Origin of the sequence: Bradyrhizobium ottawaense, assembly GCF_900099825.1 — a bacterium.
Classification (GTDB): Bacteria; Pseudomonadota; Alphaproteobacteria; order Rhizobiales; family Xanthobacteraceae; genus Bradyrhizobium; species Bradyrhizobium ottawaense_A.
In genome coordinates this window covers 7,669,993-7,690,478 of record NZ_LT629693.1, presented here as the reverse complement: position 1 = coordinate 7,690,478, position 20,486 = coordinate 7,669,993, and the positions used below count along the sequence as shown (strand labels likewise).

20 protein-coding genes and 1 pseudogene are annotated in these 20,486 nt (G+C 62.3%); 5 read left to right on the top strand and 16 right to left on the bottom strand.

Translation table 11 applies throughout. From position 1 onward, the window contains the following. Window positions 1-144: 144 nt before the first annotated feature. On the top strand, window positions 145-3,129 hold the full coding sequence (gene uvrA, locus BLR13_RS36365) for an excinuclease ABC subunit UvrA (protein ID WP_074830139.1): 2,985 nt from the start codon (window positions 145-147) through the stop codon (window positions 3,127-3,129). 384 nt (window positions 3,130-3,513) lie between these two features. Here uvrA and BLR13_RS36360 read toward each other — a convergent pair whose 3' ends face one another. The 10 genes and pseudogenes from BLR13_RS36360 to BLR13_RS42350 form a co-directional block, all read right to left on the bottom strand. After that, window positions 3,514-4,545, bottom strand: a complete 1,032-nt coding sequence (locus tag BLR13_RS36360) for an IS110 family transposase (RefSeq protein WP_074830141.1) — start codon at window positions 4,543-4,545, stop codon at window positions 3,514-3,516. Between the two features lie 107 nt (window positions 4,546-4,652). Then, entirely contained in the window at window positions 4,653-5,642 is a 990-nt protein-coding gene (locus tag BLR13_RS36355; protein ID WP_074830144.1) for an ABC transporter substrate-binding protein, read from the bottom strand. 268 nt (window positions 5,643-5,910) lie between these two features. Beyond that, window positions 5,911-6,021, bottom strand: a pseudogene (locus BLR13_RS42085) (AAA family ATPase); the annotation flags it as partial. A 37-nt stretch (window positions 6,022-6,058) separates the two neighbouring features. Then, a complete protein-coding gene (locus BLR13_RS36350; RefSeq protein ID WP_074830146.1) occupies window positions 6,059-7,048 on the bottom strand; it encodes an ABC transporter substrate-binding protein in 990 nt (329 codons plus the stop codon). A 232-nt stretch (window positions 7,049-7,280) separates the two neighbouring features. Continuing rightward, on the bottom strand, window positions 7,281-8,063 hold the full coding sequence (locus BLR13_RS36345; RefSeq protein WP_074830149.1) for an AAA family ATPase: 783 nt from the start codon (window positions 8,061-8,063) through the stop codon (window positions 7,281-7,283). 340 nt (window positions 8,064-8,403) lie between these two features. Beyond that, window positions 8,404-9,366: an IS110 family transposase gene (locus tag BLR13_RS36340; protein ID WP_091976312.1), complete on the bottom strand. Its 963-nt coding sequence runs from the start codon at window positions 9,364-9,366 to the stop codon at window positions 8,404-8,406. 702 nt (window positions 9,367-10,068) lie between these two features. Next, window positions 10,069-11,004 carry a PCC domain-containing protein gene (locus BLR13_RS36335; protein ID WP_074830152.1) on the bottom strand — a complete coding sequence of 312 codons (936 nt, stop codon included), beginning with the start codon at window positions 11,002-11,004 and terminating at the stop codon, window positions 10,069-10,071. Window positions 11,005-11,008: 4 nt separating this feature from the next. Continuing rightward, the gene (locus BLR13_RS36330; protein ID WP_074830154.1) at window positions 11,009-12,661 is read right to left on the bottom strand and encodes an acyl-CoA synthetase; all 1,653 of its coding nucleotides are present in this window, start codon (window positions 12,659-12,661) and stop codon (window positions 11,009-11,011) included. Next, on the bottom strand, window positions 12,643-12,843 hold the full coding sequence (locus BLR13_RS36325) for a hypothetical protein (protein ID WP_074830156.1): 201 nt from the start codon (window positions 12,841-12,843) through the stop codon (window positions 12,643-12,645). The genes BLR13_RS36330 and BLR13_RS36325 overlap by 19 nt, the downstream gene beginning before the upstream one ends. 166 nt (window positions 12,844-13,009) lie before the next feature. Then, window positions 13,010-13,138, bottom strand: coding sequence for a hypothetical protein (locus BLR13_RS42350; protein ID WP_283806880.1), 129 nt, complete (start codon window positions 13,136-13,138; stop codon window positions 13,010-13,012). Between the two features lie 86 nt (window positions 13,139-13,224). On the opposite strand from BLR13_RS42350, the gene BLR13_RS36320 reads away from it, so the two are divergent. Beyond that, window positions 13,225-13,755 (top strand): DUF3828 domain-containing protein, encoded by a 531-nt coding sequence (locus BLR13_RS36320; RefSeq protein WP_074830157.1) that lies wholly within the window; start codon window positions 13,225-13,227, stop codon window positions 13,753-13,755. Between the two features lie 130 nt (window positions 13,756-13,885). Here BLR13_RS36320 and BLR13_RS36315 read toward each other — a convergent pair whose 3' ends face one another. Beyond that, window positions 13,886-14,287 (bottom strand): SPW repeat protein, encoded by a 402-nt coding sequence (locus tag BLR13_RS36315; protein WP_074830159.1) that lies wholly within the window; start codon window positions 14,285-14,287, stop codon window positions 13,886-13,888. A gap of 183 nt (window positions 14,288-14,470) precedes the next feature. Beyond that, window positions 14,471-15,415, bottom strand: coding sequence for a tetratricopeptide repeat protein (locus BLR13_RS36310; protein WP_079587273.1), 945 nt, complete (start codon window positions 15,413-15,415; stop codon window positions 14,471-14,473). Between the two features lie 113 nt (window positions 15,416-15,528). Here BLR13_RS36310 and BLR13_RS36305 point away from each other — a divergent pair, with 113 nt between their 5' ends. Then, window positions 15,529-15,801, top strand: coding sequence for a GNAT family N-acetyltransferase (locus BLR13_RS36305; protein ID WP_074830160.1), 273 nt, complete (start codon window positions 15,529-15,531; stop codon window positions 15,799-15,801). On the opposite strand, the gene BLR13_RS36300 is transcribed toward BLR13_RS36305, so the two are convergent. The 3 genes from BLR13_RS36300 to BLR13_RS36290 form a co-directional block, all read right to left on the bottom strand. Next, entirely contained in the window at window positions 15,689-16,474 is a 786-nt protein-coding gene (locus tag BLR13_RS36300) for a hypothetical protein (RefSeq protein ID WP_091976963.1), read from the bottom strand. The two genes, BLR13_RS36305 and BLR13_RS36300, sit on opposite strands and share 113 nt — an antisense overlap. A gap of 50 nt (window positions 16,475-16,524) precedes the next feature. Further along, window positions 16,525-17,316 (bottom strand): fumarylacetoacetate hydrolase family protein, encoded by a 792-nt coding sequence (locus BLR13_RS36295; protein ID WP_074830169.1) that lies wholly within the window; start codon window positions 17,314-17,316, stop codon window positions 16,525-16,527. Between the two features lie 87 nt (window positions 17,317-17,403). Further along, complete coding sequence (locus tag BLR13_RS36290; protein WP_074830171.1) at window positions 17,404-17,799, bottom strand: DUF3597 domain-containing protein; 396 nt, start codon at window positions 17,797-17,799, stop codon at window positions 17,404-17,406. A gap of 287 nt (window positions 17,800-18,086) precedes the next feature. On the opposite strand from BLR13_RS36290, the gene BLR13_RS36285 reads away from it, so the two are divergent. Further along, window positions 18,087-19,031, top strand: coding sequence for a DUF2189 domain-containing protein (locus BLR13_RS36285; protein ID WP_074832354.1), 945 nt, complete (start codon window positions 18,087-18,089; stop codon window positions 19,029-19,031). Between the two features lie 249 nt (window positions 19,032-19,280). Continuing rightward, window positions 19,281-20,111 (top strand): lytic murein transglycosylase, encoded by an 831-nt coding sequence (locus BLR13_RS36280; RefSeq protein WP_074830172.1) that lies wholly within the window; start codon window positions 19,281-19,283, stop codon window positions 20,109-20,111. A 63-nt stretch (window positions 20,112-20,174) separates the two neighbouring features. Here BLR13_RS36280 and BLR13_RS36275 read toward each other — a convergent pair whose 3' ends face one another. Continuing rightward, complete coding sequence (locus tag BLR13_RS36275) at window positions 20,175-20,483, bottom strand: hypothetical protein (RefSeq protein ID WP_074830174.1); 309 nt, start codon at window positions 20,481-20,483, stop codon at window positions 20,175-20,177. Between the last annotated feature and the right edge of the window lie 3 nt (window positions 20,484-20,486).

The window sequence follows — 20,486 nt, the reverse complement described above, 5'->3', positions numbered from 1 at the left end:
ACGCAAACAATCCGTTGATGGTTCGCCGCCGGCACTGGAAATCGTCCGCCGTTCTTCCTACGTTCCAGCTTTAACTCATCGGCGCCCCGGACCACCCGGCGGTGTGCCCAACGTCGTGCGTCTCACGCGCGTGGAAATGCCGCTATGGATGAAATCTTGAGGGCGAAGCGCCAACAGAACGCCGGCTCGGCCTCGCGCGCGATCACGATCCGCGGCGCGCGCGAGCACAATCTCAAGAACATCGACGTCGAGATTCCCCGCGACAAGCTCGCGGTATTCACCGGCCTGTCCGGCTCGGGAAAATCCTCACTCGCGTTCGACACCATCTATGCCGAAGGCCAGCGCCGCTATGTCGAGTCGCTGTCGGCCTATGCCCGCCAGTTCCTCGAGATGATGCAGAAGCCCGACGTCGACCAGATCGACGGGCTGTCGCCGGCGATCTCGATCGAGCAAAAGACCACCTCGAAGAATCCGCGCTCCACCGTCGGCACCGTCACCGAGATCTACGACTACATGCGGCTGTTGTGGGCCCGCGTCGGCGTGCCCTACTCGCCCGCCACGGGCCTGCCGATCGAAAGTCAGCTCGTCTCGCAGATGGTCGACCGTGTGCTGGCGCTGCCGGAGGGCACGCGGCTCTATCTGCTGGCGCCGGTCGCGCGCGGCCGCAAGGGCGAATACAAGAAGGAACTCGCCGAGTACCTCAAGAAGGGCTTTCAGCGCGTCAAGATCGACGGCACCTTCTACGAGCTCGCCGAAGCGCCGGCACTCGACAAGAAATTCCCGCACGACATCGATGTCGTGGTCGACCGCATCGTGGTGCGGCCGGATATCGGCCAGCGCCTTGCCGAAAGCTTTGAGACCGCGCTGAAGCTGGCCGAAGGCCTCGCCGTGATCGAATACGCCGACGCGCCCGCGGGCGCGGCCGAGGAAAAGAAGTCCGACAAGAAAACCGCCAAGATTCACGACAAGAGCGGGCCGGAACGGATTCTGTTTTCGGAAAAGTTCGCCTGCCCGGTGTCCGGTTTCACCATTCCGGAAATCGAACCCAGACTGTTCTCGTTCAACAACCCCTATGGCGCCTGCCCGGCCTGCGGCGGCCTCGGCGTCGAGCAGCATATCGACGAAGACCTCGTCATTCCCGACAAGGAAATGACCCTGCGCAAGGGCGCGATCGCGCCGTGGGCCAAGTCGTCCTCGCCCTATTACATCCAGACCCTGACGGCGCTGGGAAAATTCTACAAGTTCACGCTCGACACCAAGTGGAAGGACCTGCCGAAGAAGACGCAGGCTGCGCTCCTGCATGGTTCCGGCGATGACGAGATCAAGTTCTCCTATGAAGACGGCGTGCGTTCCTACGACACCAAAAAACCGTTCGAGGGCGTCGTCACCAACCTCGAGCGCCGCTTCCGCGAGACCGAAAGCGAGTGGGCGCGCGAGGAACTGGCGAAATATTTCTCCGACGTTCCCTGCGCCGGCTGTAACGGCTACCGGCTGAAGCCGGAGGCGCTGTGCGTCAAGATCGGCGGCAAGCACATCGGCGAAATCTCCGAACTGTCGGTCAAGCGCGCCGGCGAATGGTTCGCGGACGTGCCGGCGGCGCTCACCGCGCAGCAGAACGAAATCGCAGTCCGCGTGCTGAAGGAGATCCGCGAGCGGCTGTCGTTCCTGCTCGACGTCGGCCTCAACTACCTGACCCTGGCGCGCGCCTCCGGCACCCTGTCCGGCGGCGAAAGCCAGCGCATCCGCCTTGCCTCCCAGATCGGCTCGGGTCTCACAGGCGTGCTCTACGTGCTGGACGAGCCTTCCATCGGCCTGCACCAGCGCGACAATGCGCGCCTGCTGGAGACGTTGAAGCGGCTGCGCGACCTCGGCAATACCGTGATCGTGGTCGAGCATGACGAGGACGCCATTCGCCTGGCCGATTTCGTGCTCGACATCGGCCCCGGCGCCGGCATGCATGGCGGCCATATCGTGGCGCAAGGCACGCCCGCCGAGGTCATGGCCAATCCGAAATCGCTGACCGGCAAATACCTCACCGGCGAATTGTCGGTGCCGATCCCCGAGCGCAAGCCGCCGAACCATCGCCGCACCATCAAGGTGATCAACGCCCGCGGCAACAATTTGAAAAACGTCTCGGCGGAAATTCCGCTCGGGCTGTTCACCGCCGTCACCGGCGTCTCCGGCGGCGGCAAGTCGACGCTGTTGATCGACACGCTGTACAAGGCCATCGCGCGGAAACTCAACAACGCCAGCGAGGGCGCCGCCCCCCACGACCGCATCGAGGGGCTGGAGCATATCGACAAGATCATCGACATCGACCAGTCGCCGATCGGCCGCACCCCGCGCTCCAATCCCGCGACCTATACCGGCGCGTTCACGCCGATCCGCGAATGGTTTGCAGGGCTGCCCGAAGCCAAGGCGCGCGGCTACGAGCCCGGGCGGTTCTCGTTCAACGTCAAGGGCGGCCGTTGCGAGGCCTGCCAGGGCGACGGCGTCATCAAGATCGAGATGCACTTTTTGCCCGACGTCTACGTTACCTGCGACGCCTGCAAGGGCAAGCGCTACAACCGCGAGACGCTCGAAGTGCTGTTCAAGGGCAAGAGCATCGCCGACGTGCTCGACATGACCGTCGAGGAAGCCGCCGAGTTCTTCAAGGCGGTGCCGCGGGTCCGCGAAACGTTCAAGACGCTGCACCGCGTCGGCCTCGACTACATCCATGTCGGCCAGCAGGCCACGACGCTGTCCGGCGGCGAAGCCCAGCGCGTCAAGCTGGCCAAGGAATTGTCAAAACGCGCCACCGGCCGCACGCTCTACATCCTGGACGAGCCGACCACGGGCCTGCATTTCCACGACGTCGCGAAACTATTGGAAGTGCTGCACGAGCTGGTGTCGCAGGGCAACACGGTGGTGGTGATCGAGCACAACCTCGAAGTCATCAAGACCGCCGACTGGGTGATCGACCTCGGCCCCGAAGGCGGCGACGGCGGCGGCGAAATCGTCGCCTGGGGCCCGCCGGAGGATATCGTGAAAGCGCCGCGGAGCTACACGGGCAAGTTTCTGGCACCGGTGCTGGCGAGGGAGACTGCGCCGCGCAAGAAGCGGAGCAGCGGGGCTGAGGCGGCGGAGTAGGATCGTAGCTGCACTGATTTACGGCGCGTACTCATGAGTCGATCGCGATTGCTGCGGGCAATGTCCGTTATGCCCCGGCAGCGAACAGATTTTGCACCGCCGCAAAATGACGCGATGTGCCATGTGTGGACGGCTCCGTGTTGGCAAGAGATTTTTCACGTTTTGCAGCATTGGTCGGTGCAGCCATGTGTTCGGCCTTTAGACGCGGTTCACATGACCGCTGGCCATAATGCCCTCCGCGGATCAGGTCCCGACCAACAACTCGCATTCAAGAATGCCTTGGCACATGTGGGTTGTCCTGATCGCCGGATCGACCGGCTCTGCATTACGTGCTGTTCGCCCTCCCAACCTTCACATCACGCCAGTTGCCCGGCGCGATCTCGTTCATCGCGCAAGCGCGACGGGTTCGTTGTATCGCTCGCCCCTGGCCATCATGACCCAGACCATCCGCGCGATCTTGTTGGCGAGCGCGATAGCCGCAACCTTGGTCGGCCGCCTGGCCAGCAAGGCCGTGAGCCAGGGCCGGTGTTTGGCGCCGTAGATCTTGGCGTAACGGATGACAGAAAGCGCGCCGGCCACAAACAGGCCGCGCAAATAGCGGTCATCTTGCTTGCTTATATTGCCGAGCCTGTTCTTGCCTCCACTGGAGTGCTGTTTCGGTACCATACCTATCCAGGCCGAGAAGTTGCGCCCTGATCGGAAGGACTTTGGATCAGCAACGGCAGCGACCAAAGCAGTGGCCAGCACTGGACCGACGCCGGGGGCTTCTTCAAGCCGCATGCTCATTTCGTTGGACCGATGCCATGCCCTGATCAACCGGTCGAACTCCAGGATCTGCTCCTTCATCCTGCGCAGTTGAGCCCCGAGTGCCGCAAGACACGCACGAGCGATCTCCGGAACCCTTCTGTCGTTCGGATCGGCGACGACAGTGAGCAGTTCTACGACACCTTGACGCCCGACCGGCGCAACTATCCCGTACTCGGCAAGATGAGCCCGGATCGCATTGATTACGGAGGTCTGCTGACGGATGAACAGATGACGCGTGCGGTGCAATACCAAGCCGCTTTGCTGCTCGGGAGTCTTGGTCGGCACGAACCGCATGTTGGCCCTGGTGACTGCCTCACAAATAGCCTCTGCGTCAGTCGCGTCATTCTTCTGCCGCTTGACGTAGGGTTTCACGTAGGCCGGCGGCATTAGCCGGACGGTGTGACCAAGTGCCTGGAGTTCGCGTGACCAATGGTGCGCCGAGCCGCAGGCTTCAATACCGACCAGACACGGCGACAGCTTCCGGAAGAACGTCAAGACATAGCGACGCTTCAATTGCTGGCGAACAATTACTTGGCCGCCAGCGTCAACGCCGTGAACCTGGAAAACCGACTTGGCGATGTCTAAACCGATTGTCGTAACCGTCTGCATGGCTCGCTCCTCTGAATCGTGGGAGCCTTAACAGCCCCCACATCCGTGGCACTCTCGTGCCGGTGGAGGAGCCGTCCACAGCATCAGCAACGGACGTCGCCTCTTTGCTATTCTATCACCTCGTCGGCGCGGGCGACTAGCGAGGGAGGAACTTCGAGGCCCAACTCCTTGGCGGTTTTGAGGTTGATGACCAACTCGAATTTGGTGGGTAACTGAACCGGAAGGTCGGCTGCCAGCGCGCCGCGAAGCACACGGTCGGTGTATACGGCTCCCCGCCTAAAAAGGTCTGTGAGGTCGATCCCGTACGACGCCAGTCCGCCGCCGGTGGCGAAGAACCGGAATGCGTAGACCGCGGGTACCCGTAGATGATTGGCGGTCGAAATAATCAGAGTTCGATGAACCCCATTAAAGATGTCTGGCATTACAACGAGGCCCGCAGCGGGATCCCCCGCGAGGGAGGTGAGGACTCGTTCTATCTCCTCAGCATTGTGAGCGGGCGTTGCAACGGCTTGGACTCCCAACGACGAGGCAGCCGACTCCACTGAACTCATGTAATACGATCCCCCGCCTACTGCCGTCGCTGGATTGAATATGCAACCGAGGCGCGTGAGGTTGGGTACCATCTGTTTCAGCAATTCCACCCACTTACTTCCGAGTGAAGGCTCCAAGTCGACGAAACCCGTGAGGTTCCCACCGGGCCGTGAGAGGCTGGTTACGAAGCCGCTGCCAATCGGATCGGTGACCCCTATGAACACAATCGGAATGGTGCGCGTTTCGCGCAGCAGAGCCGCAACCGCCGCGGTTGTGTGACCAACAATCACGTCGGGCCGCGCGTCCACCACCTCTTTCGCGAATGTTGATATGCGTTCAGGGTCTCCGGCCGCCCAGCGGTAGTCAAAGCGGACATTGTGATCCTTAGACCAACCCAGCTTCTGCATCTCTTGCTCGTAGACTTGAGCATGGACTTGACCATCATTCTGTGCGCGGGCGAAAAGCACACCAACGCGCTTTACCCGATCGGACTGCTGTGCTTCGGTCCCGAACGGCCACGAAGCCGCGGCGCCGCCAACCAGTGTGATGAACTCGCGTCGTCGCATTTGACCCCGCCGAGAACATACCTTGTGCAATGCCCAAGACTAGCACTTTGCGACCGAACGGCGAGTGAGAAATGGCGCGCTGCTGGCCCCAGAACCAATCAGGCGCGATGTCCGTTCGGGGTCATTCGCGACCGGGTCAAGCAGGTAACGAGTCTGGCCATGTCCACTATGCCACTGAAAGCTGAAGCCCGCGTAGGATAGGTTGAGCGCAGCGAAACCCATCGCCCTGTGTTGGTGGGTTTCGCTTTGCTCAACCCACCCTACAGCCCTACCCCTCGATCGCCGCCTGCACGAACCCGTCCGGATCCTCGCAAAACTCGCGCATGACCTTGTAGTGATCAGTCTCCCTCACCGTCACGGCTTCCAGCCCGCGTAGGGTGGGTTGAGCGCAGCGAAACCCATCGACATATCGCAAGTTATTCGATCACTTCGTCGGCGGTTGACAGCAGCGAGGGTGGTATATCGAAGCCTTGTGCCTTGGCGGTTTTCAAGTTCGCGACCAACTCAAATTTCGCAGGCAGTTGCACTGGCAATTCGGCAGGCTTTTCACCTTTGACGATGCGATCGGCATAAATTGCGGCTTGGCGAAACAGTTCGATGATATCGACGCCATAGGACATCAGGCCACCATCGACGACGGCGCTCCGCAGCGAGTAAATGGTCGGCAGCCGATAGCGCGCTGCCAGCTCAACGACAAGTCCACGGCGGGAATTGGTCGCGGGGTCCGACGGCACGATAACACCATAGCCCAATCCCTGCCCCCATTGGCTCATCGCGGTTTCAATCTCGGCAGTTTCACGGCCAGGCGCCGAGACGATTTCGACGCCAAAGTTCGGGGCGGCGGCCTCCAGCAGGGCAGTAATTCGCTTGTGGGTGGCATTGTCCGGATTCACTAGGGTGGCAACGCGGGTGACGTGCGGCGCGACCTGCTTCAGTATTCCAAGCAGCTTTGCGCCCAGACTTGGCTCCATCACAGCAAAACCAGTCAGGTTGCCGCCCGGGTGGGCGAGGCTTTGAATCAAACCATCGCCCACCGGATCACCGCTGCCGATGAATATGACCGGAACTGTACGGGTCGCCCTTTGTGCCGCCTTGATCGCCGGATCGCCATTTGCCAGCAATACATCCGGCTTCCCGTTTAGGACATCTTCGGTTGCAGACTGCACCCAATTGGCATCGCCCGTGCCCCACTTGAAATTGATCTGGAGATTTCCGCCGACCGTCCAGCCTAATTTCTCAAGCTGTTGCTGGAAGGCAGTCGAACGAAGTTGCCCTTGCGGATCTTTCTCCGGGTACAGCATGACGACCCCGATCCGGCGTGGCCGCCCGAGCTGCTGCGCGCGCACAACGGTCGAACTGGCAAGGATCGTGCCCGTGAGCAAGAGGATGACTTCGCGTCGCCTCATGATCCACCCCCAAAGGGTACCAACAAGGCTGCAAACACCAAGCGTTGGGGACATATTCCAGCAACAGCCATGTCTGTATAGGCTCAGTCGCGACTTGGTCAAGCAGGTAGCAAGCCCGCGCAGGATGGGTTGAGCGCAGCGAATCCCATCGCTCTTCTGTTGGTGGGTTTCGCGGAGTTTTTCATCGGGCCGGCCGTTGGCCGAACCCATTGACTCAACCTACCCTACGGCCTCACTCCTCGATCGCCGCCTGCACGAACCCGTCCGGATCCGCGCAAAACTCGCGCATGACCTTGTAGTGGTCGGTCTCGCGCACCGTCACGGCTTCCAGCCCGTACTTCGACAGCCGCAGCAGCCGCGCCTGGGGGTACGCCATCAGCATCGGCGAGTGCGTGGCCATGATGACCTGGCAGATGCCTGATACGTCCATGCGCCGCAGCAGTTTCAGAAACTCGATCTGCCGCGACGGCGACAGCGCCGATTCCGGTTCGTCGAAGATGAAGATGCCCTGCTTCTGGCAACGTTCGTTGAAGAAACGGAGAAAGCCCTCGCCGTGGGAATGTGAGAGGAAGTCCGGCGGCCTACCGCGCCCAAGAGTAGGAATATCCTCGGATTGTACCTTGTCCAGATATCGCGCGACGGAAAAGAAGCTCTCGGCACGGAAGAACCAGCCATTGCTGACCTTGGGCAGCCAGCCTGCGCGCAGCGCCGACGACAGTTTGCCGCCCATAACTTCGAGCGCGTCGGAGTGATCGACCGGCTTGTAGCCACCGGCCCCGCCCGCCTCGTCGAAGCCCGCGAGCGTCGCGATCCCTTCCAGCAGCGTCGACTTGCCCATGCCGTTTTCGCCGACGATGATGGTGACGGCGCAGTCGAAGTCCAGTTCGAAGCCATCGAGCAGGAACGGCAGGCAGAACGGATAGGCCGCGGGATCGGTGACCCGCGAGGGGTCGAGCCAGATGCGCCTGAGATATGGCGCCGGCATATCGATGGTCCGGTTGCGTCGTGAGGCCATGGCAAATTCCCGCTACAACCGTGGAATGTATCCGTTGCTAGGCAGATGGAGCAAGCCATACCGGCTGTTTTGCCCGTCGGGCAAATCACCCCAGATTTAGGTCAATCCGTCGGCGCGAAAAGATTCCGGTTGCCCCGTCGGGCAAATCAGACGTCTAACTCCGCCCGTCTCCCGCGATGAGAGCAACTGTGCTGAAGTAGACCGGTGATCGGCTGGCCTCAAGGCTGGCGCGAGGCGCGCCCCCGCCTTCGGCGGCTTACGGCCTTGACGCCGTCCGCTCCCCGGTCTGTTGGCTAGGCATGCGCTCGGTCGAGGACCGAGCGCGGTGAAGTGCGCTCGCTCAATTCAGTGCGTAACGGCTGGGATCCCATTTCTGCCGGCGTGCGATCATTGTGTTGAGGATGATGATCAGCTTTCGCATGCAGGCGACGAGCGCAACCTTCGGCTCCTTCCCCTTGGCAAGTAGCCGTTGATAGTAGGCCTTGAAGACAGGATTGTTCTGTGTGGCCGCGCCGAGGCACGGCATGTAGAGGGCGTTTCGGACCCAACGGCGGCCGCCCTTGATGTGGCGTTCGCCGCGGCGCTTTCCGCTATCATCGTCATAAGGGGCAACGCCTAACAACGCCGCGGCGATCTCGTCGCTCACTTGGCCAAGCTCCGGCATTCCAGCAATGAGGTTCGCTGAGCTCGTTTCGGCAAAGCCTGGCACGCTCTCGACGATCTCGGCGCGTTCGGCAAGATGAGGTGTGGCCCTGACCTGGGCCGAGATCGCGACTTCGAGCTTGGCAATTTCCTCGAGCAAGCTCTTCAAGATACGGGTCCGCGCTTTCCGAGCCTGTCCTGGTGCAGCATGCTCGTTTTGAGCTTCCAGTCGTATCTTGAGATCGACCAGATTGAGACGAGCTTTCACCAGCGCCTGCAGCTCTTCGCGCGCGGCATCGTGCACTTGGCCCGGCGCCTCGCTGAACGTCTCTGCGAACCAAGCGATCATCTCTGCATCAATCGTATCGTTCTTGGCCAGGCGTCCGGCCGACTGCGCAAAGCTGCGGACTCGCTTGGGGTCGACGATCCGTACGGCGATGCCGGCCAGACGGAGCACCTTCCCCCAATCGCGCTCATAGCCGCCGCTGGCCTCCATCACCGCCCTGTTCACCTTGTGCTTGCGAAGCCAGGCAACCAGCTTGCGATGACCCTGGGCAGTGCTCGGATACGTCTGCCGCAGCGCCAACTCGCGAATGCACGCATCGACCTTGTCCTTTGCTACATCGATGCCGACGACAACGAGACCATTTTGTGCCATCATCCACTCCCTTCCTTGCTCGGTACGGGCTCAACGGCCCTTGCAACTGTTCGGGTTGAGGAAGACACCGGAGCTGTCCCTCGCTCTCATACAGGCTCTGCCGCTTTGGGGCGTTACGGGCTCAGTTCCAGCAACGGGCGGTTCTGCTTCAACCGCCCGTTCGCACATTCTGCCAGTTTTTGCCGACACAAGGGGCGCTCGCGATCGTCACGACGTGCGGTGAGATGCGGTGGACGCAGGGTCACGACTGACGAGCGTGGCTTTTGTGTACGGTGAAATCGTTTGGGTCCGACGCCCCGGTGCTGGCGTCAAGTTCGACGGCGGCTAACGCTGCCTAAGAGCGATGGTGGCAAGAAAGCCGGTCACCAGGACGATTACGTATAAGCCGTAAAGCCATTGCGCAGGGAAGGCCGGGTGTTCCCGCTGAACCTGTATGCTCGTGTGCAGCACATTCTTTTGCAACATGCATGCGAGACCGCGGGTGCAGCGCGCATCCGGTCTTACCTGCGCCCTCTATTTTCGAGGGCAAGGTTTTCTTGCAAAACTCCGGGTGCTTCGCGCCGCGAGAAAGTGAACTCGTATTTATCCACCGTCATTGCGAGGAGCGCAGCGACGAAGCAATCCATTCTTCGTTATGCCGCGCGATGGATTGCTTCGCTTCGCTCGCAATGACGGGACAGGCCATTCGAAATGGGAATCACGCCGCTACGCCCGCACCCCGCCCTCGATCACCTCGAGCACCAGCTCCATCGTCATCAGCACCGGATTGTCGCCGCGCATCAGACGGCCCTCGGCGATACCGCCGAGATAATCGACCAGCGCGACATCGAGCGTGGCCTGCAGCGTGCCGTCGGCGCCCGGTGCGATGTCGCCGGAAGTGATCGCCAGCTCGGTCGCAAACGGCACGACGTTACGGCCATCGGTGAAATGCGCGCCGATGGTGCTGCCGACGCCGCCGTGAAGGCGGGCACGGAAGATCCCGCGCTGCCGGCAGAAGTTTTCCAGCGCCGCGGCAAAATCCTGGTTCGGCCGCAACCGCAGCGCAAAGGCGCGGCTATCGCTTTTGGCATCCGTCGTCGCCCACGGGCCTCTTATATCGGACGCGTTTCCTTCACGCGAACCGGGAGCCACTTCGCTTGGAAACGCTACTGGCCCGAACAACTTGAAATTGGTCTCGCTGTCAGGCTCGGCCGTGAACATGGCGCCGTCGATTCCGAACGCATCGACCGCGAACGGCTCGGCAACAAAACTCTCCTCGGGCAGGATGTGGCCGCCGTGCAGGTGGCCGTCGGTCTCGGTCCACAGGCCGTGGCAGTGAAAGAACGGCGCGCCGTCGCGCTGGCCTAGCGTCATCGCCGCACACTTCAGCCGGCTGATCCCCTGGGGGCGAAAGGTGTCGCTGTAGAATGCGGCATTGGCGCCGGTCTTCGACAGCGCCGGCATCACATAGGCCAACGGGCCGAGCGCCCCTGCCCGCAGGCTCAGCACGCCGCCGGCAAATCCGGCCCCGGCAAAGCCGCGGCGCGCGGCTTCCAAAAGCGGCAGACCGGCTTCAGGCGTGAACGAAAACGCGCGTCCCCGCGCCTCGACCCACTGGATGCGCTCAGTTACCGGCGCGCCCGGCTGGGCGATGCTTCGCATCGCCTCAGGTGCCCGTCTTCGACACGAGGTCGAGCTGTCCCCGCGCCTCCAGCTCGTCGCGAACCAGCCGCTTCGGAATCTTGCCATAGCCGGACTTCGGCAACGCCTCCCAGAAGAAGAACCGTTTTGGCATCTTGTAGCGCGACACTTTTGGCAACAGGAACGCGGCCAGCTCCGCCTCGCTCACCGCAGCGGCTCCCTCGCGCGCGACGCAGACGGCGACGCCGACCTCGCCCCAGAACGGGTCGGGCACGCCGAGCACCGCGACCTCGCCGATCGCCGGATGGGTCAAAATCTTCTCCTCGACCTCGCGCGGATAGATGTTCGATCCGCCGGAAATGTACATGTCGGAGGCGCGGCCGGTGATGTAGACGAAGCCCTCCTCGTCCATGTGGCCGAGATCGCCGGTGCGGAACCAGCCGTCGCGAAACGCTTTCGCATTGGCCTCGGGGTTGTCGTAATAGCCGGCGAACACGCCGGGACCGATCACGCAGATCTCGCCGGTCTCGAACGGCTTCAACTCGCTGCCGTCGTCGCCCTGGATCGAGACCTGCATGCCGGTACGTTCGAAGCCGCAGGTGCCGATCCGGGCCGTCGGGCTATCCTCGGGGTCGTGCAGGTTGGGCGGCAGCACGGTGATGTTGCCGGTGACCTCGCCAAGGCCGAAATACTGCACCAGCACGGAGCCGAGCTTGTTCAGCGCCGCCTTCTGGTCCTCGCGGTACATCGGCGCGCCGGCATAGATGATGAAGCGCAGCGAGGAGTGATCGTATTTGTCGACCGCCGGATGTTCGACCATCATCTTCAGAATCGTCGGCACCGTAAAGATGTTGCTGACGCGATGGACCTCGATCAGGCGGAACGCCTCGGCGATGTCGAATTTCTCCGACGGCAGCAAAATCGTCGGCACACCGCGCGCGGTCTGCACCAGTTGATGGACGCCGGCGCCATGCGACAGCGGGGCGACCACCAGCGAGGCATCCTGTTCGGTGGTGCCCGGCATCAGGTCGGCAAGGTGGTTGGTGATGACGAACGCCATCTGGCCGTGGGTCAGCACCGCCGCCTTGGAGCGTCCGGTCGTGCCCGAGGTGAAGAAGAACCAGCAGGGGTCGTCGTAGTCGACGGTCGTGTTCTCGACCTTGGCGCCGGCGTGTGCGGCGATCGCTTCGGTCACGGAGGTCTCGCCGAAATTGCCCTCGCCGATCCGCCAGATGAATTCGAGCGCGGGATTGGCCGCGGCCTTGGCGTGATCGGGAAAATCGCCGTGGCACAGGAACGCCTTGGCACCGGAGGCGGAGGCGAGATAGGCGACCTCGTCCGGCATCAGGCGGAAATTGGTGGGAACCCAGACCGCGCCGAGGCGAAAGGCCGCGAACATCGACCAGAACATCTCGTCGCCGTTTTTGGAATGGACCAGGATGCGGTCGCCCTTGACGATGCCGCGCGCGGCCAGCGCCGCCGCCAGCGCCGAGACGGCTGCATCGATCTCGCGCCAGGTCCAGGACTTGTCGCCCCAGATGAAGCCCGCGCGGTCGCCATGGCGCCGGGCGTTCTGGGTAACGAGATGCGCGAGATTCATCACCCGGCGCGACATCCGCGCCAGTCCCCCGCGCGGGGCGGCCACAGCGGATGCGCCGCTCACCGCCGTCCCATCCATGCGCCGGCCGCCAGCAGCACCAGACCGGCGACACCGGCGACGATGCCGTGCTTGGCGTGGATACGGGCGACGCCCGCTTCATGGCCGGGGAAGAAGCCCGGCAGCTGATCGGCCGGCATCACGAAATAAACGGCGGCGACAATGAGCAGGACGATGCCAAGCGCGGTCAGAACGAGCTTCATGAGGTTTCCTCTTCAACGCGGACGGGGGCTGTTGGTCGCCCCGGGGCAGGCTGTTGGCCATGGTTTATCGCCATCGCACAGGCTTCGGCAAGAGCCGTCGGACCGCCGCCAGTTGGGGTGTAGGTGGGCATTTCTGAACTTGAATGGGGCGCCCGTGATGCGGCTTTTAGCGTACGCCGGTGCCCTTGCAGCGCTGGCATTTGACGACGTTCTCGCCCTTTTTCACCAGGCCCTTGCCCTCGCAGTTTTTGCATTTCTGCTTTTTCTTGATGTTGGGACCTTTTTCATTGGACATGACGTTCTCCCGGCATTTGCCGGAATCACCATGATCCAGCCAAGCATCTCAGTCTATAAGCAGACTGATCTGATTTGAGGAATGCCATGGTGACCCGTCGAGCGTTGATCCTGTCAGGTGCGGCCGGCCTGCTGGCATCAGCTTTATCGCATCGGGCCCTGGCTGCGCCGCCCTCGCCGGCCGATCCGGCCGGCATCGTCACCGCCATCTACACCCGCGCCGCCAAGGGCAAGGGCGACGGCGGCGGGGCTTTCGTCATCGAGAACAAGGCCGCCAAGGCGAAATACCTGTCAAGATCGCTGGTGGAATTGTGGGCGAAGGCCGACGCCCATACGCCGAAAGGCGATGTCGGACCGGTCGACTTCGATCCCGTCACCAATTCGCAGGAGCCGGACGTCAAATCCTTTGAGGTGACCGTGGAAAAGCAGGCCGACAAGGCCGCGATATCAGTCATCATTACCGGCCGCAACGCGCCGGCCCGCAGGCCGGCCGACCGGACCATCCGCTATCAGTTCGTGCGCGACGCCATCGGCTGGAAAATCGACGACATCAAAGGCGCCAGCGACGGCGAGCCGTGGTCGATCCGCGACATGCTTGCGGACTCGCTGAAGAATTAGGGCGCGCAACCGGGCGACATGGTCGCGGCAAGGGCGCGTTCAAACCCCTCTGATGCCGTGGCGCTGCAAATGTTCGCTGGCGCGTGGGTCCGCCGCGCTGGAGACCGGCGGGCCCATGCACTGGTTGCGACTACGGATGGTTGGCCAGTTCCTGGTCGCTCAGCCGCCAGTCCTGCCAGAGTTGAAGCGCGCCCAGCACCACGACGACGGCGCCAAGCGAGGCATGCCAAATCTTCAGCATGTCGTCGCCAGAATAGCCGAAGATGAAGGGCGAAGCGATCAGCCAGAGGCCGAGCGCGATTTCCGCCACCTCCTCCCACCGTTGCAAGGCGACGTATTCGAGCTGGGCAAGGCCGAACACGAGCATGCCGACCACAAAGGTGTTGAGGATCATCCAGCTGCGCTCGGCGTCCATGGTCTCGTGGCTGGACTGGAACGGAAACCATGGCGACACCACAATCAGCCCGCCAAGCAGCATGCCGAACCAGTCTTCCCACGGGCGATGCGTACTGAAGAAACGAAAGTCCGACATAGGTAACCTCCCTTGAAAAGAGGCATACGTCAGCGGCGCACGATCAAACACATTCCGATATCGAACCAGATCGGGCCGCATCGGGGCGTATGTCTGCCCTAAAACGTAGGCACGCCGGGACCGCTTGCAAGACGGCGACCAGCAGGATTCTGTGCGGGAAGGCTGGCTCGCGGCAGGCCAGATCTATGGTGCAGCGCCGAGCCGTTGCAGGCCATCGCGGGCGGTGCGCAGGCTCGGGTCGATCTCGAGCGCCTTGCGGAAATCCGCGATCGCGCCCTTGGCGTCGCCGAGCCGCATTTTGGCCTGGCCGCGGTTATTCCACGAATAGGCATCGGCCGGGTCGTATTGCAGCGCCTTGTCGTAGTCGGCAAGGCCGCCTTTGTTGTCGCCCTGGTAGAGCCGGATCATGCCGCGATTGCGCCAGCCGCGCGCATCGGTCGGCCCGATCCTGGCCGCCTCGCCGTAATCGACGGCCGCGCGGTCGAGCTGCTCGGTGTCGCGGTAGACATTGCCGCGGTTGATATAAGCGAGCACGTCGGGCTTGAGCTTGATCTCGGCAGAGTAGTCGGCGAGCGCGCGGGCCATATCGCGCTTGCGATAATAGGCAAAGCCGCGATTGCCGTAGGCGGTCGCGAGCGACGGATCGTATTTGATGGCGGTGCTGAAATCGGCCAGCGCACGATCGAGGTCGCCCTTGTTGAACCAGGCGTCGCCACGGTTGTTGTAGGCCAGCGCAAAGCCCGGATCGATACGGATCGCCTCGTCGTAATCGGCCATCGCGGAATCGAAGTCGCGCTTGAAGGCATGGACCCGGCCGCGGTTGCTGTAAGCGCAGGCGTAGCTCGGATCGAGCCGGATCGCCTCGTTGAGGTCGGACATGGCGGAATCGAAATCGCGTTTCTCGGTGAGGCCGTGGCCGCGGTTGCAATAGGCGGCGGCAAGCTTCCTGCCGGTCTCGACCTTGGCATCGATCACCGCGCTGCAGGCGGTTGCCCGGTCATTGGGGGCTGTGGCCGCGCCGATGCAGGTCTGCCAATTTGGGTCGCCTGCAGCGGACGCAGCCGGGGGTTGTCCGAACATCACGGCGGCGCCGAGCAGCGATGCGGTCAGGTGGGGCAAATGACGCATGTATCAGGTCCTGGCGAGCAATTTCACCGTTCGTCGCCGGTTTGCATCGCCGGGTTCACGCGCTTAAATGAACGGAGTTAGACATTTGAACGCATGTTCTGGGGAATGCCCGTATGGCCGCCGTCCGTGACAACAAGGCTCAAAACCGCTTCGAACTCGACGTCGAAGGCGCGGTCGCGTTCGCGAATTACCGCCTGACACCATCAGCCGTTATCATCACCCATACCGAGACACCGCGCTCGCTTCGCGACCGCGGCATCGCGTCCGAACTGGTCAAGGGCGCGCTGGAGCTGATCCGGGCGGACGGGCGGAAGGTTGTGGCGGGGTGTTCGTTTGTCGTGGACTACCTCGCAAAACACCCTGAAGTCGCGGATTTGACGGCGTAGCCGAATCCAGTTGCTCCGGGTCGCAGTCCTCGTCCGGTTCGGTGTCCGAGAGATCCTTGACGTGTATCCCAAGTGCCACGGAAAGCTCGTTGGCGAGATCGGTCGCTTCCTTCAGTGTTCTGAAGAACGCGATCATGGTCGCGTGGTGATCTCGAGGGCGCACCAGGTTGACATTGAAGATGTCACGGTCGGGACCGGTCTTGTTCTGCTCCAGGAGATCTTCCCAGGTGATCGTGATCAGCGAGACATGCGAGAGGTCGAAGCTGCTGGGTATGCTGAACAGCCTGTAATCGTAGAACTTCGTTACCTTGCCCTGCGCCTTGTCGATCACCAGCGAGTTTCGGATCAGGAATCCCATCAGGCCGGGCACGCCGATGAGCAGGCCGCCGACGAGACAAATGATCTGGCCGGCCAGCAACTCGCTCTCTTTCACGCCGCCGAGCACATCGCCTACAGACAGAAAGAAAATACGAAAGAGGTAGCCAGAGCCAAGCAGCAGCGGCAGCATCAGCAGCCGCGACAGCCACGGAACGTCCTGCTGGATGGTGAGAAGGTCGCCGGAACGCTCGATGTGGGTTGGCAAGATTGGGATCCTCGGGATGTCCGAAAACAGCGGAGCGGGCCGCGGTCGATGCCTGACGTCAGGCATCGACCGCGCCGCCGCGCGCGTCATCCCGTTGGTCGCCGCTTGCAGCGCGCAGGTTCAGGCGCTGCCCGAAGCCCTCACACGATCCGGATCGACATATCCGGCAGGCCTTCCAGCTTGCAGAGCAGCACGTCACCCTTGACCACGGGGCCGACATTTTCCGGTGTGCCGGAATAGATGATGTCGCCCGCCTTCAGCTCGAAGGCTTCGGACAATTTGGCGATCTGTTCTGCCACGCTCCAGATCATATTCTTCAGGTCCGAGCTCTGCTTCACGGTGCCGTTGATCGCAAGCGAGATCGCGCCGTTAACGAAGTGGCCGGTCTTCGATGCCGGATGAATCGGGCCGATGACGGCGGCATGGTCAAAGCTCTTGCCGATCTCCCACGGCTTCTTCTCCGCCGCCATGCCGTTCTGCAGGTCGCGCCGGGTCATGTCGAGACCGAGCGCGTAGCCGTAGACGTGCTCGAGCGCCTTCTCGGCCGGGATGTTGGCGCCGCCCGATTTCAGGACCGCCACCAGTTCGACCTCATGGTGATAGTTCTTGGTCAGCGACGGATAAGGATGGTCGGCGACCGTGCCGACCGCGACGTTCTGGATCGCATCGGTCGGCTTCTGGAAGAAGAACGGCGGCTCCCTGGTCGGATCGGAGCCACGCTCGATCGCGTGCGCGGCGTAGTTGCGCCCGATGCAATAGATCCGGCGGACCTGAAATACCTCGGCCTCGCCGACGATCGGGATCGTGGTCGCCGCTACGGGAAACATCGCCTTCGGGCCGGCTTGGGCTTCGACCGGGCCGCCTTGTACAGCGGTGCCCGCCAGCACCAGCGCGCCGGACGCCAAAATGGTTCTGCGATCGATCGTGGTCATGAGCGTTCTCCTTGTTGTTTCTTGTTTGACGGCATCACGAAAAAGGCCCGCGATATCGCGGGCCTTTGCCGTACCTGAAGCCGCAGATCATTGCTTGATTTCCGGCGGCAGCTTGCCGCCATTCGCCGCCAGCTTGGTCATAACCTGCTTGTGCAGCCAGATGTTCATGCTGGCCGAGTCGTTGCTGTCGCCGGTGTAGCCGAGCTCCTTGGCGAGCTCCTTGCGCGCCGCAAAGCTGGAATCGATGTCGAGCGCTTTCATCAGGTCGACGATCGAGGTGCGCCACTCCAGCTTCTCGCCCTTGGCGGCTACCGCCTTGTCCAGGATCGGAGCGACGTCGACGGTCTGAGCCGGCGCCGCCCCAGGCGCCGCCGACGAGGATCCGCCCGCCGGCGCCGCACCGCCAGCCGCTCCGCCGCCCGCAGGCGCAGCATCAGCCTTGGTGCCGAAGATCGCGCTCATGATTTTTCCGAAGATACTCATCATTCGCTCCCAATGAACTTGAAGATGTGGTGGAGGTCTGCGGCACTTTTCGACCGGCAGCACCTGGCCGGTATCGAGGTCGAGTTTACCGGGACCGACGCTGCTTGCCAATCCAACATTCACCGAAGCGTGAGTGCGTCGGGCCTGTCTTTGGGAGTACGCTGTCGGTTCAGTTCGCGACATGGCCACCTGTCTGCGCGTCTGGTCAGATCGTGATCATTTTTGGAAACGGCACGTTTGCGCCCAAGCAAGGCGCAAAATGCGACCGCCAAAGGGAGACGATGACCATGGCCACTCCATACCAAGGCGCTCCAATTCAAGGCACTCCAAGTCAAGGCAATGTCACATCTCTGACGCAGAACGGACAAGATGCCGCAGCTGCGCCAGTGATCCGAACCATCGGCTTCGCCGATCTGCATCGGGCGTTGCAGCTCGGCTGGGAAGACTTCAAGGCTGTCCCAAGCCACGCCATTATCCTTTGCGTGATCTATCCCGTCCTCGGACTGGTGCTGGCGCGCACCGTGCTCGGCTATTCCGTCTTGCCGCTGCTGTTCCCGCTCGCTGCCGGCTTTGCCCTGCTCGGCCCGTTCGCAGCCCTCGGTCTCTATGAGCTGAGCCGCCGCCGCGAGAAAGGCGAACAGCAACCTTCGGCATGGGATGCGCTCGATGTGCTGCGCTCGCCATCGTTCGGCGCGATGCTCGGCCTCGGCGTCCTGCTGCTGGCACTGTTCGTGACCTGGGTGGCCACCGCACAGGCCATCTACATTGCGGCGTTCGGTTATGAAGGCGCGACCGGTATTTCCGACTTTGCCACGCGCGTGCTGACGACGCCGCAGGGCTGGTGGCTGATCATCGTCGGCTGCGGTGTCGGCTTCCTGTTCGCGCTGGTCGCGCTTTGCGTCAGCGTGGTGTCGTTCCCGTTGATGCTCGATCGTCATGCCAGCGCCGGCGACGCGATGGTGACCTCGTTGCGCGCGGTCGCACGCAATCCGGTGCCGATGGCGGCCTGGGGATTGATCGTCGCCGTGCTGCTGGTGGCGGGGTCGCTGCCGTTCTTCCTCGGCCTTACCGTCGTCATCCCGCTACTCGGCCACGCAACCTGGCATCTCTACCGGGAAACGATCGAGCCCGAACTCAATCCGCAACCACTTCCGCCGCGGCAGCAACGTGAGCGCCGTCCCGCCGCCGATTTTCCAGCCAATCTGTTTCCCTGGCGTCGCAAGAACAGCTAGGGCGGCAACTGTCGCGACCAGGACCGCCGGTCGATCGCTGGACCGGCGGTTTGTCGCGCCGCAGTACGACGGCCACGACACTCCGGCTGCCCATGAATTGGGCGGCGCGATCGGCGCCGCATGCGTAGCGGCCACGAAAGTGGAAAAGCCTTGTTTTAGCCGCTGTTACCCCGAACATTCGGTATGGTTTCGAGACTGATGTCGATGATGAGTCGACTTATGAGTCGATTCTTGGGAGCGCGCGACTGCATGAGCTCGAGTTTTCTGACCCCTCGCCGGTCGCTGCGCGTGGCTGCGTTGGCCGCATTCGTCTTGATATCGGCTGCACCCGCGATCGCTGCGCCCTGTGGCAGCGGCACGTTCGAGGCGTGGCTGGAAGACTTCAAGAAGGAAGCCACGTCGAAAGGGATTTCACCGGCCGCCATCCAGGCCGGCCTGAGCGGCGTCACCCTCGACAAGACCGTGCTGACCCGCGACCAGTCGCAGAAAGTGTTCAGCCAGACCTTTGAGGAGTTTTCCGGCCGAATGGTCCCGCCCCGCATGACCCGCGGCTCGAACATGCTCAAGCAATATGGTTCGGTGCTTTCGCGGATCGAACAGACCTATGGCGTGCCGGGCGAAGTGATCGTTGCAATCTGGGGGCTGGAAACCGATTTCGGCGTCAACATCGGAAAATTCCCGACCATGCGCTCGCTGGCAACGCTGGCCTACGATTGCCGGCGCTCCGACACCTTCAAGGCCGAACTGATGGACGCGTTACGCATCATCGAGCGTGGCGATATCGCGCCGCAGGAAATGCGCGGCGCATGGGCCGGCGAAATCGGCCAGACTCAGTTCATGCCGTCGTCCTACGTCAAATTCGCCGTGGATTTCGACGGCAACGGCCGCCGCGATCTGCTGCACAGCGTCCCGGACGTGCTGGCATCGACCGCGAACTTTCTTGCCGGCTATGGCTGGCAGAAAGGCAAGGACTGGCAGCCCGGCAGCCCGAATTTTGCGGTGATCCAGCAATGGAACAAGAGCGAGGTCTATGCCAAGACCGTCGCCTATTTCGCCACCCAGCTCGCGCGCGCACCTTAACCCGTGAAGCAAAATCAAAGGGCCGGTCGGACGCGACCGGCCCTTCGTGTAGGAACTTGCGAATTACTTCGCCATACCCGCGTGCATGGCCTTGCTGAGATGCATGCCGCAGGCACCCATCTTGCCGTTGAGCATCGAATCCTGCGCCATCGCAATTTCCTTCTGGGCCATGATCTTGCCTTCACCGTCAGCCATGTTCTCGATCATGGATTCGGTTTTGGTGAGGTTCGGACCACTGCAGCCGGCGGCCACATGGGCGGCGTTGGCGGGAACGACGGCATAAGCGATTGCAGCCATTGCGGCTGCTGCGAGTATCTTGTTGAGCATGGTAGTTTTCCATCTTCTGTTTTTTTGATCGAATACCGGCGTCATTGC